At 32.1% G+C, this 16,695-nt stretch carries 14 protein-coding genes and 1 riboswitch; of the genes, 6 read left to right on the forward strand and 8 right to left on the reverse strand.

The genetic code is table 11. The features are described from left to right. Positions 1-4: 4 nt before the first annotated feature. From ACFSO7_RS09060 to ACFSO7_RS09075, 4 genes are all read right to left on the reverse strand, one after another. On the reverse strand, positions 5-1,336 hold the full coding sequence (locus tag ACFSO7_RS09060; RefSeq protein ID WP_377876988.1) for a S8 family serine peptidase: 1,332 nt from the start codon (positions 1,334-1,336) through the stop codon (positions 5-7). Positions 1,337-2,118: 782 nt separating this feature from the next. Further along, a complete protein-coding gene (locus ACFSO7_RS09065) occupies positions 2,119-4,182 on the reverse strand; it encodes a peptidoglycan D,D-transpeptidase FtsI family protein (RefSeq protein WP_377876989.1) in 2,064 nt (687 codons plus the stop codon). Between the two features lie 243 nt (positions 4,183-4,425). Beyond that, positions 4,426-5,190, reverse strand: a complete 765-nt coding sequence (locus tag ACFSO7_RS09070) for a GNAT family N-acetyltransferase (protein WP_377877053.1) — start codon at positions 5,188-5,190, stop codon at positions 4,426-4,428. A 390-nt stretch (positions 5,191-5,580) separates the two neighbouring features. Then, positions 5,581-6,069, reverse strand: coding sequence for a GNAT family N-acetyltransferase (locus ACFSO7_RS09075; protein WP_377876990.1), 489 nt, complete (start codon positions 6,067-6,069; stop codon positions 5,581-5,583). Between the two features lie 626 nt (positions 6,070-6,695). Between ACFSO7_RS09075 and ACFSO7_RS09080 the strand changes: the two genes are divergently transcribed. Continuing rightward, the gene (locus ACFSO7_RS09080) at positions 6,696-7,259 is read left to right on the forward strand and encodes a GNAT family N-acetyltransferase (RefSeq protein ID WP_377876991.1); all 564 of its coding nucleotides are present in this window, start codon (positions 6,696-6,698) and stop codon (positions 7,257-7,259) included. 256 nt (positions 7,260-7,515) lie between these two features. Here the strand turns inward: ACFSO7_RS09080 and ACFSO7_RS09085 are convergent, their stop codons facing one another. Then, complete coding sequence (locus ACFSO7_RS09085; RefSeq protein ID WP_377876992.1) at positions 7,516-7,929, reverse strand: carboxymuconolactone decarboxylase family protein; 414 nt, start codon at positions 7,927-7,929, stop codon at positions 7,516-7,518. A 132-nt stretch (positions 7,930-8,061) separates the two neighbouring features. Between ACFSO7_RS09085 and ACFSO7_RS09090 the strand changes: the two genes are divergently transcribed. The 5 genes from ACFSO7_RS09090 (at position 8,062) to ACFSO7_RS09110 (ending at position 11,811) form a co-directional block, all read left to right on the forward strand. Continuing rightward, the gene (locus tag ACFSO7_RS09090) at positions 8,062-8,505 is read left to right on the forward strand and encodes an Lrp/AsnC family transcriptional regulator (protein ID WP_377876993.1); all 444 of its coding nucleotides are present in this window, start codon (positions 8,062-8,064) and stop codon (positions 8,503-8,505) included. 470 nt (positions 8,506-8,975) lie between these two features. Next, complete coding sequence (locus tag ACFSO7_RS09095) at positions 8,976-9,527, forward strand: hypothetical protein (RefSeq protein WP_377876994.1); 552 nt, start codon at positions 8,976-8,978, stop codon at positions 9,525-9,527. Between the two features lie 257 nt (positions 9,528-9,784). Then, positions 9,785-9,910: a hypothetical protein gene (locus ACFSO7_RS09100; RefSeq protein ID WP_377876995.1), complete on the forward strand. Its 126-nt coding sequence runs from the start codon at positions 9,785-9,787 to the stop codon at positions 9,908-9,910. Positions 9,911-10,610: 700 nt separating this feature from the next. After that, positions 10,611-11,162 (forward strand): CBO0543 family protein, encoded by a 552-nt coding sequence (locus ACFSO7_RS09105; RefSeq protein ID WP_377876996.1) that lies wholly within the window; start codon positions 10,611-10,613, stop codon positions 11,160-11,162. 135 nt (positions 11,163-11,297) lie between these two features. Beyond that, a riboswitch (cyclic di-GMP riboswitch) is annotated at positions 11,298-11,383 on the forward strand. A 68-nt stretch (positions 11,384-11,451) separates the two neighbouring features. Beyond that, the gene (locus ACFSO7_RS09110) at positions 11,452-11,811 is read left to right on the forward strand and encodes a response regulator (RefSeq protein ID WP_377876997.1); all 360 of its coding nucleotides are present in this window, start codon (positions 11,452-11,454) and stop codon (positions 11,809-11,811) included. A 1,131-nt stretch (positions 11,812-12,942) separates the two neighbouring features. Here ACFSO7_RS09110 and ACFSO7_RS09115 read toward each other — a convergent pair. From ACFSO7_RS09115 to ACFSO7_RS09125, 3 genes are all read right to left on the reverse strand, one after another. Further along, entirely contained in the window at positions 12,943-14,379 is a 1,437-nt protein-coding gene (locus ACFSO7_RS09115; RefSeq protein WP_377876998.1) for a sensor histidine kinase, read from the reverse strand. Between the two features lie 16 nt (positions 14,380-14,395). After that, positions 14,396-15,592, reverse strand: a complete 1,197-nt coding sequence (locus tag ACFSO7_RS09120) for a beta-ketoacyl synthase N-terminal-like domain-containing protein (RefSeq protein WP_377876999.1) — start codon at positions 15,590-15,592, stop codon at positions 14,396-14,398. 135 nt (positions 15,593-15,727) lie between these two features. Continuing rightward, positions 15,728-15,916, reverse strand: a complete 189-nt coding sequence (locus tag ACFSO7_RS09125) for an aspartyl-phosphate phosphatase Spo0E family protein (RefSeq protein WP_377877000.1) — start codon at positions 15,914-15,916, stop codon at positions 15,728-15,730. Positions 15,917-16,695 lie beyond the last annotated feature (779 nt).

The raw sequence follows: 16,695 nt of genomic DNA on the forward strand, positions 1-16,695 counted from the left end.
TCACTTAGTAAAGACCACCCATCTTGATAAGGGCAATTTTCCCAGTTAAATCCTTCCCTTCAAAATCACTCACTGTTCCGAAACCCAAATACACGATTTCTTGTTCATTCATAAAGGTCTCCATCATATTCGGATCAGGATCCCTTTTCATCATCCAGTTTAGTGTATATTCCTTTTGGTCCTCGGAAGTAGCGGATGCATTAGCTTTATAAATTGATTCCTTGATAGGTGGGGAGCTTGCTCCTACTGAAATGGCTAATGCAGCTGTTGCGGGTGCTCCGACACTCTTATAGCCAAAAGTGCCATCATTTCCATTTGCCACAACTGCTACTACACCAGCGAGCATGGCATTATTTACAGCTCTACTTGTTGGATGGTCTGGATCATTGATACCGTTTCCAAGGGAAAGATTAATTACATCCATGTTATCTTCAACTGCTTTCTCTATTCCAGCAATGACCCATTCATCCCAACCGCCGTTCGGTCCTAATACACGATAGACATAAAGATCCGATTTCGGTGCGATTCCTCGTATTCCTCCGTTTTCATAACTGCCTCTCCCTGCTATTGTTCCAGATACATGTGTTCCGTGAGTTGAATCAATACTTTGGGTACCATCATTCCCTTCAAATGGATCCCCATCGTTATCAACAAAATCATAACCACCTTTGTAAGCATCCTTTAAGTCTGGGTGGTTATAATCAATTCCTGTGTCAAGCACCCCGATTTTTTTCCCTTGACCTTCATAGCCGAGATCCCATAATTGGTCTGTACCGATAAACTGTGAGCTTTCCTCCATGTAGGGTACATTTTTTTGTGCTGGCAAGGTTGGAATCACATTTAGTTTACTGTTTTCATAGACAAATTTGACGTTTGGATCTGCCGCAAGTTTTGGAACATCGCTCGCTTTTACTTCTAGTGCCATCCCATTGAGTACTTTTTCAAAAGACTTTCCTTCTTTAACTTCGACAGCATTCTTAGCAAGGTTTGCTTTAAAAAGAATGCGCTCTTGTTTTAGTTTTTCTTTGTGCTCGGTAGCTTGGTAAGCTTGATTTTGTTTATTAGCTTTGTGTTGTTTTACTGCTGATGGTTCTTCATTGAATTCTACAATGACTTTAACTGTTTCATTAGAATTTATGTTTATAGAGGAGTCAATTTTTCTGTTTTTGAAGTCATTTCGGTATTTTAAGAGTCTATCTTTATAAACTTCAAGCTGTTTAGTGTCAATTGGTACTTCATTATTCACTTGATTAGCAATCGCGCTTGGAGCGATGATAGAAAATAGCAATAAAAGTATAATCCAAAGTAAAAACCATTTTTGATTTTTCTTTTTCATAATAGCCCTCATCTCTTTTTAATAATGGAAACTACGTGTTAGTTAATACCTACTGAAATTCCATCTAAAAAACCTACCTTAAAATGGTAATTCCACTCATACTAAAATGACCAGTTGGTTTATTTTTTAAAAAAAGTATCCTTATGATGTTTCAAGGATGTCACATCACTATTCTAATCTAGACTCCGCTACTCTTTCCTCCAATCACTCTATTTTTCTCTCATACTCATAAAATATATATGCATATAACCAGATTATTATTTTTGAATTTTAGTAATATTCAATATTCTAATACTTTGACAATAATGCAAGAATGACTAAAGGCACCCTTTTTAAGAAGATTATTTGCTTTTTATTTTTTTGTTAACTTTTAGATGTTGCATTAATAGAAGGGACGTTATGGACGAGCTATATATATTCAGAAACTTAAAGAAGAAACAAAATTTATGCTAGGTAGACTGATAAATATTGGGTGCACATAGAGAGGATGCATTGGTTTGGTGTTTCTTCTAATCCTAACATTGTTTTGGTTAGACACACTTAGATATTTAGATTAATAGTTTTATTTCCATACAATAGGATTAGAAAAACATCAAATCATTAAACGAAGTTTTAATGATTTGATGTAGTTATAAGTACAAATAAATCAACTCAAAAATTATCATGGTATCGAAAGAGCTTGGTTAAATGGATGAATAGATAATTTTTACAACTAATATCTGTTGATGTAAAAAGGGCCAACCAGAACTTCTGGTCGACCTTTTGTGCTATTCATTCTATTTCTACGGGTGCTGCTCCTTCAATTCAAAGTATGCCTTAATAATATCTTGTCCAATTAATTTATTAATTGGATGCTCATCCGATTTTACGTATGGTACAACGATTGAAAATGCGACTTCCGGATTATCGAATGGTGCATAGCCTACTAATGTTAGGTTAAAGGTTGGCTCATCAACATATAATTTTTTCTTCTCAGAATCATAGTAAAAGGATTCTGCTGTCCCTGTCTTACCAGCTAGATTGTAATCAGAATATGGCTTATAGTCAAAGTACGAAGTGGCAGTTCCGCCGTTCTCTTGAAAGACCTGTCTGAATCCTTCTTGAACTCTTTTGACATACTCATCCTTCATATCTACTCGGTTCAATATCACAGGTTCAAAGGAGTGCTGAATTTTCCCTAAAACACCATCCAAATTAGGTTCCCTTATTTCTTTAACCAATTGCAGCTTCACACGGTACCCATCGTTGGCAATCGTGGATACATATTGAGCTAGCTGCATTGGAGTATACGTATCATACTGCCCAATGGTAAAATCTAGTAGGAAACTAGGGTTATTCTGACCAGGTAGTCCTGCTGCTTCATTTGGAAGATCTATTCCAGTACTAATCCCTAAGCCGAACTGATTAAAATAATAGCGATAGGTGTCAAAGGCATCGTAATTAAGAGATAATTTCATTAAATGGTAATATTCAGAACCTAAGGAACGAATGGCAGTTTTAAACATATAAGCATTGGATGAACGTTTTAAAGCTTCTAAATCATTAATTCGCCCCAACGTACGCCAGGATTTCTTAACTGGAGTACCTGCCAGTTGAATAGGTTCATCCAATAAATAAGTGTTAGGCTGGATAACACCCGTTTGGAAGCCTGTTAATATGGTAGCCCCTTTTACAGCGGAACCCATTTCATAGGAGGATGTAAAGGTACCTAATGCATAATCGTCCACTTCATATTTACCATTCCTAAACGTTAATTTTTTACCAGACATCGATAGGACTTCCCCTGTTTTAGGATTGGTCATTACTACAAAAGCTCTATCTAAAAATGGTCCGCCGCCGTTTTGTTTACCTGTTACTAATTGTTTTTCAAGGATTTCTTCTACTTTTTTTTGTAATTCTAGGTCAATGGTCAGAACTAAATCCTTTCCTCTTTGACCTTCTGAAATCACTTTTGTTTGTTCTATCTTACCTGATTTACCTATTTCATATTGTGTCTTTTCTTTTAGACCACTTAATACTTCTTCATATTGGAACTCAATTTGGCTTTTGCCGACTCGATCATTGCGGCTGTAGTCTCTCGATAAATAATAATCTAAAAAATCAGCTGGTAAGCCTTCTTCATCGGTACTTAAATTGCCTAAAATAGAGCGGAATGTATCACCGTTTGGGTAGATCCTATTCCAGTCTGTAAATACATCTACACCTGGTAGATTTTCCAAATTCTCGCTAACACGAGCGATCTCTTCTATTTCCACATTATCATTTTTGACAATCATAGATGTCAATGCATATCCCTTTGCCATTTCTCGGTAAATAGCCGCAACTTGCTTCTCTTTATTTGATATTAAAGAAAGGTCAAGCATATCAATTCTTTTTAGCTGAAGTTGATAAAGATCACCGCTAGAAAGCTTCTTATTTGAAAGCTCGGCCTTTGTTAATTTAGACTCCGCCTCACCTGGTCTAGTCAGAATCCAAAAGTCCTTCAAGTCTCTTTCCGTTAGTTTATCTGTTTTTACTTTAATTAATTTTGACAGATTTTTTGCCACATCTAATATTTCCTCTTGTTCTGTATCTTGTGCCCTAGTATACGAAATCGCATTTTTCCCATCATTATCAACAACGATTCTCCCATATCGATCATATATTTTCCCTCTCGGTACAGGTTTACGAACAATATGATTTTCAGTTCTACTTATTTCTTTTCTAAAGTCTTCGCCTTTACCGATTTGAAGAATACCTAAATTTATGACTAAGGTGCTAAAACCAAAAAAAACGATTAAAAATAATATATTTAAGCGAAAGGGTAACGTTTTGGTAGTATTTTTCTGTGTTTCCAATTTAATCACCTAGCAATGCGTATTTAATGTTTATGTTAATATTTTTCTAGTAATTCTAACACCAATTCTATATCCACCAATATCAATTCATTTTTGTACAATGTCAATTATATATAAGCTACGAATAAATTACTTTTGGTAAATTAACCCACAATTTTTCTTCCTGCTCCGTTTGTTATACAAAAAAAGGAGGTTGCCGCTACAACCTCATTTGTTCCACTAACACACCCGTTAGCTTAATAAGAAAAAATCTTATTCGAATACAACCATTTCTCCGATATCTATAAAACCAAATCGTTTATAGATATTTTTTCCATCATCTGAAGCCTGTAATACAACTGGCTTTTCTTTATCCTTTGTTTGGTTTAGAAGGTAATGAAACATTTCACTACCATATCCTTTACCTCTATATGTTGCTTTTGTCATCACATCATATATACCATAACTATCTTTACTTTCGATTAATAAGCCAGTAGATACAGGCACTTCATCTATGCAGCCAATAAACATTTTTACTGCTGAACTTAATTGTTCATATGAAAATTGATTAAAGTAACTTTCTAACGCTAATTTTTCTTGTGTACCTTCAAATAGACTAAGAAAAACCTCCTCATACTTCAGGAGTTCTTCATTACTTCTCACTTGAGTAATCATCATCTGTTGAGAATATTGACCAACATTCAATGTAATATCAAGTTTCATCATAACATTACGTTCTGCTTCCACTAAATCATATTCTTGCATAAGCTTTTTCCAGTCATTACTGACATATTGAGCGTCCATCCAAACACAAAAGGGATGCTTTTTAACCGTTAGATTAGTCATTTCTTGTCTAATCTTCACAGCATTTTTGATAATTGGAGATTTCGATAGCAATACATTAAATGTACCAGTAGGGATTCCCGTATTCGCTATGACGAAATCTTCTTCACTTGCAAGTTCTCCACTAACTGCATTAGTAAATACTTTTAATTTTTCTTCAAAATTATTTATAACTACGATTAAAACAGAAATAATATTAACTAAACAGGCACTACTTGGAGCTCCAGTATAAGCTCTAGCCCAAGCATTGTTCAGGGCACCGACAGGATTTTTCCGAAGTTCTTTTGCCTTCAATCATTCTCTTTCTTCCTCAGACATAATCCCCATCCACCTTTGATAATCTCATTAAAATTTATTACGATTTAATGGGAATAAAGTTTCTATCCTTATTTGAATTAACCCTCTTCCTTAAATACATTTACACACGGAAAAAAGTCCAAATACACTCAGTTTTGTATAAACCTTGCATAATTTGGACTTCTACAAATGAATTGTAATAGAACAATTGCACTCTTTAGTTTAACATGAAAGACCTCCCCCCTATTGAAAACGAAAACAACCAAATTAATTATTAAATTCTTTAATTCATTCTATTTCCAATACCATTCTAACCATTTTCAAACTGTTATTCCCAATAAATTCCTCAAACTCTTTTATTTTTTTAAATCCTTTGGCTACATAATAATTTTTTCCGATTTCATTTTTATGTTCAACATTTATAAATATTCTTTTAGGTGTTACCAATCGATTGAGACCTTCTCTTAACAACTCTGTTCCTAATCCTTTTCCATGCCATTCAGGATAAATATAAATAGCACCTAATTCAGCATCTTTGTTTACATTTATAAAATAAAAATTGGCAAACCCAATGATTTTACCGTTTAATTCTCCTACTAATAAAATAGAATTTCTTATTCGTTGCTCCATAGATTTAATTGAATATGCAAAATTTAGAAATTGTTCTTGTATTTCATAAGGTATTATCCCTTCATATGTGTAATTCCAAGTAATCATAGCCACATTTTGTATTTCACTAATATCTTCAATTTTCGCATCTCTTATAAAATAATTCATGTCATTTACTCCCCCTTTTCACAAAAATAAATCGACCATTCAGTTTATAATATATTAATTTTCCTTCTTTCCTTTTGTCAACATTTAAAAATTATTATTGATAAACAATAAGGAAAAAATGGAACTTTTATATATATTTCAACCAAATATTTTTACTTTTCCTTCTTGAACTATCCTGCACAGTTAGTTGATCAACGAAAAAGAGAGCTGCCTGCCGGAATTCCATCTTCAACCCATGACCCATTACTTTATGTCCATTTATTCACAATTTTATTTTCTATGATTATTTTTTTAAAAGAGCAGTATATCATTTCACGATATACTGCTTTATACATTCAGTTAGTCTAATAGGTGTAGATTCATTGCATGTTCATAACATAAGCACCCTATTTGTTATCTGAAAAAATGCGTTCTTTTTGAAATTTTCCACAATCGTTCATCAATTAACCTCCCCTGTTACTTCAATAAGAAAGAAGCATTACCGTTGTTCGAGTAATGCATTCTGTTAGTTCAAGTAAAAAAAATAATAATTTTATTAATTGACTAAATTACCCTAATGTTATAATTTGTAATTAGATATACATTAAATTAGTTGATCATCTAATTAGATATTAAAGGAGAATATCATGGATAAGACTATTAAATTACTAATCGGTGAAAAAGTATTTTTAAGACCTTTGGAGTATGAGGACGTTGATTTCTTATTTGCGTTATTTAACAACCCAACAGTACGCTATTTTACAGGTACTGTAGAAATAATCGTTCGAAAACGAATTGAAGATTTCATTGAAAAATCAGCAAACATTCATTCCAGAGTGGATTTAATCATTTGCGACCAAGAAACTAATAAACCGATTGGAGATGTCAATTTAGTTTCTATTGACCGAAATAATCGAAGTGCTGAAGTAGGTATAAAAATAGGCGAAGAACAATACTTAGGAAAAGGTTATGGAACAGAAGCTATGAAACTATTGTTAGATTATTGCTTTTGTACATTAAATCTCCATCGGATATTCTTAACGGTTTATGACTATAATCCTAGAGCCATAAAATCTTACGAAAAAATTGGATTTAAACAAGAGGGTATTAAAAGAGATGGTTTATTTTTCAATAAGCAATATCATGACGTGATTGTTATGAGTATTCTTAGTCATGAATATAAAAAATCGGCTATTCTATTGTTTGAATAAATTGACAATTAAACATTAAAATTTAACATAGCTAATACTAAAAGGGTTGACTATAGATATTATCATTAGTTAGCCCCTTTATTTTTCTAACCTCCATGTTACTTTAAGTACAAAACTTCACAATCTTTTCTAAGACCTATCATCGTACACATCCAATTTTCTATAAAGTGTTTTTCAATTAAATTGCTCTTTAACATAAATAAAGAGCACAATTCTTGCTGCAGAATTGCGCCGGATTGCTGAATAAGGATTGTGTTTATTTTTCAGGTTCTATTTTCATCATAGCACCAAAATATTGTGAAGCAGTCGTAAATGTGATAAATGCACAAAATTCACTTATCTCCGCTTCAGTGAAATATTCTCTCAAAATATCAAAAGTTGAATCAGCTATATCACCCTTTTGTTTTAAAAAAACTTCTGCAAATCCTACTGCAATAGATGTTTTTTCATTAAACTTATCTGGATCTGGTCTTCCTTTGGCCTTACAATACTCACATCCGTTACCGTGAGCTAATGTTCTCCTCACCTGTTCCTTTAATTCAGATGATAATAATCCGCTATTTCCTAACACAGCCCCTAACTGATTCCATCCTTCCATTACATCATTATTATGCCCCAATAGTCGTTGAAAAGGTGTTTCTCCTAACATAGATTCCACAATTCTTGCCATATAAGTTCCTCCTTGTTATATTTATTAACGAATAAATTATATAAAATAAAATAGCTAAAACACATTAAATTGGAAACGATTATCAGATAAACTCTTTTTAAAATTAACATAATAGGAGGATATACTTTAAAAATGAAAATAGATGATATTGATAAATTAATTTTAGATGAACTACATAATAACAGCCGTTTATCAATGAGCGAGCTTGGGAGAAGAATAAATCTGTCCTCTCCATCGGTTACGGAAAGGGTAAGACAAATGGAATCATTTGGAGTTATAAAGAAGTATACTTTAGAAGTTGATTATGAAAAATTAGGTTTACCAATCCAATGCATAATTGAAGTAACTGTAAAAAATGGTGACTATAAATCTTTTAAAAATTACATTGAAAAACTACCAAACATAGAATTCTGTTACAGAATCGCAGGAAGTGCGTGCTATATGCTTAAATTGCAGTTTGATACATTCGCAAAAGCAGAAAGATTCATTGATGAATTAAATCCAATCGCAAACACTGTAACACATTTTATTTTTTCACAAATTCCGACGAAATTAAAAAATAATTTGATTGAATAGTTATTAGTTAAAGTCATTACTCTTTTTTCACCTTACAGGTAGTAGAAATAATAACCTAGCATTAATAATGATCGAAATTTATGAACAAATCCTGCTTTTTCCACAAAAAATGGCCCTTTAACGGAACAACTTATTTTTTTATATAGTTCCTTTAAACTACCTAAAAAACCCTTTTAAAAATATATTCAAGGGGTAAAACGGTGCAATTTCTTTCAGAACGGTATTTTTTTATTTTTATTTGGTTAATTAGCATTGTCTTACGATTAATTTCTATTTTTGGGTTATTTGGGTTATAAGGCTTCTGTTTGCCGTCTATTTTTCAATATATTAACAAGTAAAGTTGGTTAGTTTAGAACACTTTCTTTCCATTTAGACGCTTTTTGAAATAACTTATTAAAGTCAAACTAACTATGAAACTTATCATATTGGTAATCGACAAATAATCGAAACGATTATAAGGGGAGATTTTCATGAGAAAGTTATTTTCATTTTCAGTAATTATTTTACTTTTTTTAGTGGGTTGCCAAAACACTAAAAACGGAATCCTGGATACATCAAAGTTAAGTAAAGTCGAAATGCAAGATGTAGCAGAAGAACAAGAAAATCATATTCCCAGTTCCTATAAAGCACCGTCTGTTAAGGTTGGACTAGAAGCAATACCTTTTAAAATGACATTACCTAAGAATTTACCTTTTGATGCAAAACCTTTTCAACCGCCTACCATTACGACTAACTTTCAAGACAATAAAAAAGTAAGGATTGAATTCAGTACCAATTCAAAAAATAAAAAGGATAAGATTATTCTGGGAATATCCGCTTTTAATGGTGAATTTTTGGAAATGGGTGATGATGAAGCTGATAAAATTAGCTTAAATAACGAGATTCAAGGATATTACAACCAAAACTTGTTAAAATTCTACAGCAATGGTATTTCATATTTAATTCACTACAAGAATGATACTATTCCAAAAAATCAACATAAAAAAGATATGATTAAACTAGCTAATCAAATCCTTGAATGACGTTTAGCTATATTTAGACAATGAAGCTATTCGCTTAAGTTATAAAAGTCGGTATCATCCTCTTTTTTAAATTTTCAGTACGGGTTACTTTAGCTTAACGTATTACTTAAATCATTTTGAAAGTAATATTAATCCAAGCAAGGTATTTAACTCACAGACAACTAGCAAAGTCCTAACCTTGATACTTTGCTCGCTTCTGTGAATCGAATTTTTAAAAAATGGAATAATAACCATATAAATTTTATGGAGGTTTATTGATGGAAAATAAATTTGCTGTACTGATTTTCTTTTCTTTATTAAGTTTGATTGCAACTACTATATTTAGTTCAGTAATAATTTCTCAGAATAAAGCATTACAGCAAAACTTAAAAAGTTATTCTTAATTTAGCCAGGCAGATGTTTCCTGGCCTTTTTTTAATTCTTACTTACTATTTTGTGTATTAAGCCTTTTTAAATACCAATTCATGATTTCTTCCGTATTTCTTATGATAGCTTTAGGCACCTTTAGGACCTATCTATGTCCTGGACATTTTTCTTTGTGGCAGCTTCCTCTGGACTCATTTTTTTAACCTTTCACGAAAAGTGTGATAATTTATTCCGCTGTCAATATCTATCTTTAGCCAATCTTTCAGGATGACACGGTTACTATCCGATTCCCTCTCAGCAGCTAGTTTTCTGTTCTGCAAAGGCTTAGTGGCTGCCTCTTCCTCAGACATTCCATAAATATTTATCCGACTCAAGAATATCTGGTATTTAATTCCGTTTTCTGCTGCAATTGCCTTGCTTTGCGATCGGTTTTCTTTTTAACGGAGAGGAAATTGCTATTGCTTTCTTCCAGTCAAGAAGTCTGATCCGTCTTTCTAAATTGTGTGGGTCCACTCCATACATTTCTAACTTCTGCATATTCAATGGGTGTGATGTAAAAGTTATGACTCATATTAATCTCACCGCCTAGTAAACTTAATCAATCTTATGATTCATTAGGTCTTGTTCTGCGAATTTATTTTTTACATCTCCATTTACAAATTAGGCAATAATTTATCTAAATATATTAGACAATGGAAAGGATGATGATTTCTTTTTATGAATGAGAATTTAAAGACCGCTCTGAAGACTATAGACAATCATAATGAAATAGTTAAGCAAGATATTAAACATTGGCTTAATAATGAATTATTCACCTGGAACTGGTGGATATTAGTTGCATTCATCGTAATTCCATTCACTATCTGGCTATTAGTAGTTGACCGAAAAAGGATGTTAGAGTTTTTATTAGTATGGTGTTTAGTAATCATTCCAACTTCTACTTTAGATTCTATTGGTATAGATCTTAAATTTTGGGTATATCCAGTGCAATTCATACCCCTTACTCCTAGATCATTACCGTTTGATATTTTTATGGTAGGAGTAACATACATGCTTTTATATCAGTTTTTCTGGAACTGGAAACCATATATAATAGCATTAGTGATAATGGCTTTAGTCTTTTCCTTTATAGGAGAACCGATTAGTCATTTATTAAACTTGGTTTACTATATAAAATGGGAATATTATTACTCTTTCTTGTATTACATGGTTTTAGGAATAACTGTTAAAGGAGTTTTAAACAAATGTAAGAATATCTATTTCTCTTAACTTTTTTCCAAGGCAAAAACTTACTGATCTGATTATTTTGCATTTCGAGTTCCCTATGAGACCAAGTGATTCATCTGTTAATTCAGTTTAATAATTCGACAAATTTTCCTCTATTACAACAAAATGTGTGATAACATCTAATAAGGGCAAATTTTACGAAAGTAAAAGACGCAAAGCCACGGGCCTAAAACTATTTTTGTTATGGTAGCCGGGTTGCATAAATTTCAAAACTACATCTAGAATATTCCCTTTCCTAATTTGCCTTAATATTTAGTGAAAGGTGTTATAAATGAGCAAAACCGTTCTTATTGCCGATGACTCAAGGTTCCTAAGAAATTTGATAAAAAATATCTTATTTTACGAAGGCTACAAATTGTTCATTGAAGCCTCTGATGGCGCATATGCTGTTTCTTTATACAAAGAAAAATCACCAGACTTTGTTCTACTTGACTTAACAATGCCTAATTTAAATGGTATTGATGCCTTAAAAAGTATTATAGAATTTGATCCAGAAGCTAAAGTAATTATTTGTTCAGCAATGGGACAACAAAGGTTTATATTTGAAGCCTTACAATCTGGAGCAAAAGATTTTATCATTAAGCCAAATTTTAATGAATTGGTTCCAGCAATTAGAAAATTATTTAATTGATTAGCATTTCATTTAGAAATGCTTTTCTTATGGAAAAATAAAGCGATTTTTTATAATGTTCATCATAAATGACATAATTTTTCTAACTTCAACTACAATATAATTCTTAAAATAACTATCCCTTAAAGACCATCTTTTAAAAACCTTTATTCTGAGTTACTAGTAACTATGAATAAATTATATATGAGGTTTTTGATGGGGTAACCAAACTTGTCCATTCTTTTGAATTACACCATATTGACCATATCCATTTTCATCCACATACCAAACTAGGTGATTTCGAAAATCAGCAGATTGAATATGCACTGGCTCATTAGGAGGTGCTACACTTTTTATAACAAAGGGACTCCAACCAAATTCGATGTCATTATTGACAACTATTTCTTGAGAAGTCTGATTATAGATTCATACACCAAGTTTTTTATTTATCGGTAAACCATATTAATCCATCAATCATTGGTTCACAAGGAGAAATAGAAGGATAACCTACATAAAAGGAATGTTCTCGGAATTGATTTCTCCATTCCACTCCTAATATTTGCTCCATCTTATGGTGACTTAATACCCCATCCTACAGAAGGTACATCAGAATAAGTTTTCTTACACAATTCAAGAAATGCTAAAAGCAGTTCTGATTCTCTTTGAGCTAATCCCTTTACATTGGACATAAGATTCTCTTTGGTTATCCGCTTTAAACCATACTCATTTTTTAGAATAAGGATCTCGTTAATCCACTCTTCAACCGAATGGCTCTTCATTCCAGACATAAAAGAAGGCGAAGAAGTTCCCTATCTCTTAACGATTCAATTCCATTAACTAAATACCTATCTTGAGTTACTTTTATCAACATGCAATCCATTTATAATTTCTCCTAAATTGGTTATGTTGGTTAACCACTTGCTAAAACAACTCCTTGTTTTTTTTTCACAATGACAACTTCTAACAATCGTTATGCATTTCACGGATAGCTGGCGCCATCTCGCCAAAATACATAACTTCTCCTAATACAGCTGTTCCCATTGGCATTGTATTGCCACCTTAAAAGTAATAATGACAACAAAAAACCGCTATTTAAAAGCAGCCTGCTTATTGTCATATAAAATACTACCTATGTAGTGTAGGTACATATTATTAAATATGAATATCACTAAAAGAATATTGTGGTAATGTGATTTGAAACTTGGTACCTCTTTGACTGCTTTCCACAATATTAATATCTCCACGATGTTCAAAAATGACTTTCTTGACAAATGGTAATCCTAATCCTAACCCATCTTTTTTAGATGTAGTGAATGGGTCAAAAATACCTTCCCAATTTTCTGTTGGTATTCCCGTTCCTGTATCTATAATAGTAATGAAAATTTTATCTGCTAGGATATCAGTAGTAATCATGATACTTCTTGTAAGTACTTCTTCAGGAAATGCTTCAATACTATTTTTTATCAAGTTAACAAATGCTTGTTTTAAATTCGTTTGATTTACAAACGCTTTTAGTGTTCTATATTTTCGATCAAAGCTAATCTCCACTGATTTTTTTTTGGCCATTTCATTTGTAATTTTGATTGCTTGTTCGATAACTACATTTATATCTTCCATCATAAAATCAATCGGTTGATCATTTATATACTTTGAATAATTTTGGGTTAACTCAACTAATTGTTGCGAAGCGAGTTGGATCATCTCATTCATTTTTTGATCTTGTGAAGATATTGTGGTTGACTCATTTAATAATTTGGAATAGCCATTAATTATTTGTACATTATTTTTTACTTCATGAACTAAGCTTGCAGTAAGATTCCCTGAATAATCTAGTTTCTTCTGACGCTCCATTAAACGATTGTAGTTTACCGCCATGACTGTGTTCATTCTTACAAATGAAAAGATGATAATGACTGAAAAAATGATAACACCTAAGCTACTGAATAATGTCCCTGTTTTAGGAATGAAGTTTAATAACCCTGATAAGAAAAGTAAAAATGAACAAAATGAAAACGTACCTAGAAAATCTTTTAAGTATTGATTTTGGATATTCCTAGAAATCAAATATGTAAACAAAACAAATATGATAAAGCTGCTTGTATGATAGATGTACAAAAATTGAAGTTGCCCATATTCAGGGAAATAGGAATAGGTATCTGTGTTTATTATCTTGACTTCCCTTAAACCTGCAACTCCTAGATTGGTCATATTAATAAAATAGACAAAAGTGCTCCAAATGGTTAGTAATATCAATAATTTCCGATTAAAGATGGATAATAGAAATCGATTATAAAATTTATTTTTTATATTTATTGAATGTTTCTTAATAGATACATAAGATAAGTAAAAAACCAAAGGAATCATAAAGGTAGGTCCAGCCCTAAAAATCCTGAAAAACCATAGAATAACATTTTCAGGAAGTATTTCTTTTAAATATAATGAGGCAATATCTAGTTGCCAAAAGCCGATGGAAAGCATATAGAGAAGCAAGGCATAGCCTAATTCCGAACCTTTATATATTTTTAGTACTGAAATTGCTAATACGATCGGAATTATCCCAATAATAGCAATTAAAAATGCGATAATCACTCTTCTGATCCCCACTCTAATGATATCTTTTTATATATGCACATGCATTATTTCCTCCATGCCCATGATTGGTAACGGCGACTTCGTTCACCTCTTGGAAATTAGTTTCTTGAACAATATTCATCTCTTCAAAACCTGCTTTACTTGTTCGTATCGTTGGAGGAATAAATCCATAATTTATACTTAATAAAGAGGATATTACCTGTAATATTCCTATCGCTCCATAAGGGTTTCCGATCATACTTTTGATCGAAGAGTATGGAACCTCATGATTAAATAATTCTTTAGAACAGCGTTCCTCTATACGATCATTAGTATTAATCCCTAATGCCTGGCTATTTATATAGTCAGGTTTCCTACCTCTAATTACCTCATTTAAAGCATTTAGCATCTGTTCACCCGTATTATCTATTGTATAGATAGAAACCCCATCATTATTTGAAACAATATTTTCAATTTCACCTAAGATGGGCACATTTCTCTTCAAGGCACTTTCTTCTCTTTCGAGAATTACAACACCTGAACCTTCCGAAATAGCGAAACCAGAACTACGTTGACTAAATGGTATAGCACCATCTGTTAATGTTTGATTAAGTGCGATTGCTTTTGTTTTAGCAAATCCGTAGGTAGCCATTTTATCGACTAGACTATCTGTACCACCAACAATCGCCATATCAATCGCACCACATGTTAAATAAACCATGGCATCTTGAATTGCTTCTAAACTAGAAGTACAGCCCGTGGTTATGGTTTTTGTTATTCCTTTTGCTCCTAAAAAATGAGCAATTCCTGATGTAATACTATGATAATTGACAATATGAGAAAAATTAATAGGAATTTCTCTATATTTATCTTGATGGATCTGCATAATCGATTCCTGAAACGCCATTTCTCCCATTGCTCCTAATGAAGTTCCAATAAACACTCCAACTCTTTTATCAGAAATATTCGGTAAATAAGCTTTATCTAATGCTTCTTTTCCTGCAGTCATACCTAGAAGCGTAACCCTTGGATATCTCTTAAAACGCTTATCAGTCTCCAGCTCTTGTACACTTCCGTTTATACGTCCAATTATCGTTTCCTCACCATTTGGTGAAAGGTGGTTAACACTTTCTAAGCAGCAGACCCCTTTTCTTAAATTGGATAAAAATTGTTCAATATTATTTGTTTTTGGTGCTTTGACACCATACCCAGTAACTACAATTTTCCCCAAAGAACATACCACCTTTTTAATATAAAAAAATCTATATAAAAAATTATATAGAAAATAGGCTAGTTATCCTAGTTAATTTTAGAGTTACAAAAAGTAAATTGTGAAGATTTGGCTAATTATTTAACTGCTATTTTATCACTTGCTACCGACATATTTATTTTCCAATTTTTCCATCAAACATTTTTGATAAAGTAGCACTTTTTGATCTAATTGTTGGCTTACGTTTAATATCTCTCCTTGAGAGTAACTATCTGCATTTTTTGCTAACTCATATAAGTATAAACGCAAGGAATTTATTTCCTGCTCTAAAAAAAATAGGTTCATGAAAAAAACCCCCTTAGAATACTTCCATTTAATAGTAACATTTTCCCTCTCGGATTTTTACTTTTTTTACACTTTTCTACAAAAAATAGAAAAATTTGAATTATTCTTTTTGCCCTGAGGTGGTTTAGTCTTTTGACAATCTAGCACTAAAAATAAAAAAGCACTTATCCTTGACTCAAGATAGTGCGAGGTTTTCAATATTATTTTTAATTCTTTCGTGTATAACGCAGTGTAATAAATATTATTAACTTCTACGGAAACTACAGTTTTCAACATCTATAATTAAATACCTTTGTTCTTTCTATTAAATTAATTTTGAGTTAAGGAGTAATCTCTACATCCCTCCGTTCTATGTTTTTAGAACATGAAACGAATATTGTCAAAAGAATGATAGCAAGTACGATTTGAATAGAAGCAACAACTTTCTTTCTCCCCTGACTTGTTTAACTAAACCTTTTCGCATTAGTTTAAGTACCAAATTTCACATTCTATTCTACACTGGATCATAGGTATCCAATTTCCTCTAAAAGTCAAGCCCAATAACGTTGCCCGATTGTTGAACAGAATAATTCGCAAATTTTAAATAACTTTATCGTATTACAGCTTTTGTCACTTAACAGTGAAATCAGGCCTTCGAATGTCTCATAAGATATTTCTTAAGAGTCTTATCGTTGTAAAATTCTTTCGTTTTAAACGCCACAAGCTGCATTTGGGATCCTTATATAACTGATAGTACATCTATATATATGCGCAATATTGAAAAGCGTATTACTTGAGCC

The organism is Bacillus sp. CGMCC 1.16607, from assembly GCF_042683745.1.
In the GTDB taxonomy this organism is placed as follows: Bacteria; Bacillota; Bacilli; order Bacillales; family Cytobacillaceae; genus Pseudoneobacillus.

Excerpts from the sequence above, each read along its gene's own strand:
- ACFSO7_RS09060 (WP_377876988.1), bottom strand. The coding sequence starts at position 1,336 with ATGAAAAAGAAAAATCAAAAATGGTTTTTACTTTGGATTATACTTTTA.
- ACFSO7_RS09075 (WP_377876990.1), bottom strand. The coding sequence starts at position 6,069 with ATGAATTATTTTATAAGAGATGCGAAAATTGAAGATATTAGTGAAATA.
- ACFSO7_RS09080 (WP_377876991.1), top strand. The coding sequence starts at position 6,696 with ATGGATAAGACTATTAAATTACTAATCGGTGAAAAAGTATTTTTAAGA.
- ACFSO7_RS09085 (WP_377876992.1), bottom strand. The coding sequence starts at position 7,929 with ATGGCAAGAATTGTGGAATCTATGTTAGGAGAAACACCTTTTCAACGA.
- ACFSO7_RS09090 (WP_377876993.1), top strand. The coding sequence starts at position 8,062 with ATGAAAATAGATGATATTGATAAATTAATTTTAGATGAACTACATAAT.
- ACFSO7_RS09095 (WP_377876994.1), top strand. The coding sequence starts at position 8,976 with ATGAGAAAGTTATTTTCATTTTCAGTAATTATTTTACTTTTTTTAGTG.
- ACFSO7_RS09100 (WP_377876995.1), top strand. The coding sequence starts at position 9,785 with ATGGAAAATAAATTTGCTGTACTGATTTTCTTTTCTTTATTAAGTTTG.
- ACFSO7_RS09105 (WP_377876996.1), top strand. The coding sequence starts at position 10,611 with ATGAATGAGAATTTAAAGACCGCTCTGAAGACTATAGACAATCATAAT.
- ACFSO7_RS09110 (WP_377876997.1), top strand. The coding sequence starts at position 11,452 with ATGAGCAAAACCGTTCTTATTGCCGATGACTCAAGGTTCCTAAGAAAT.
- ACFSO7_RS09125 (WP_377877000.1), bottom strand. The coding sequence starts at position 15,916 with ATGAACCTATTTTTTTTAGAGCAGGAAATAAATTCCTTGCGTTTATAC.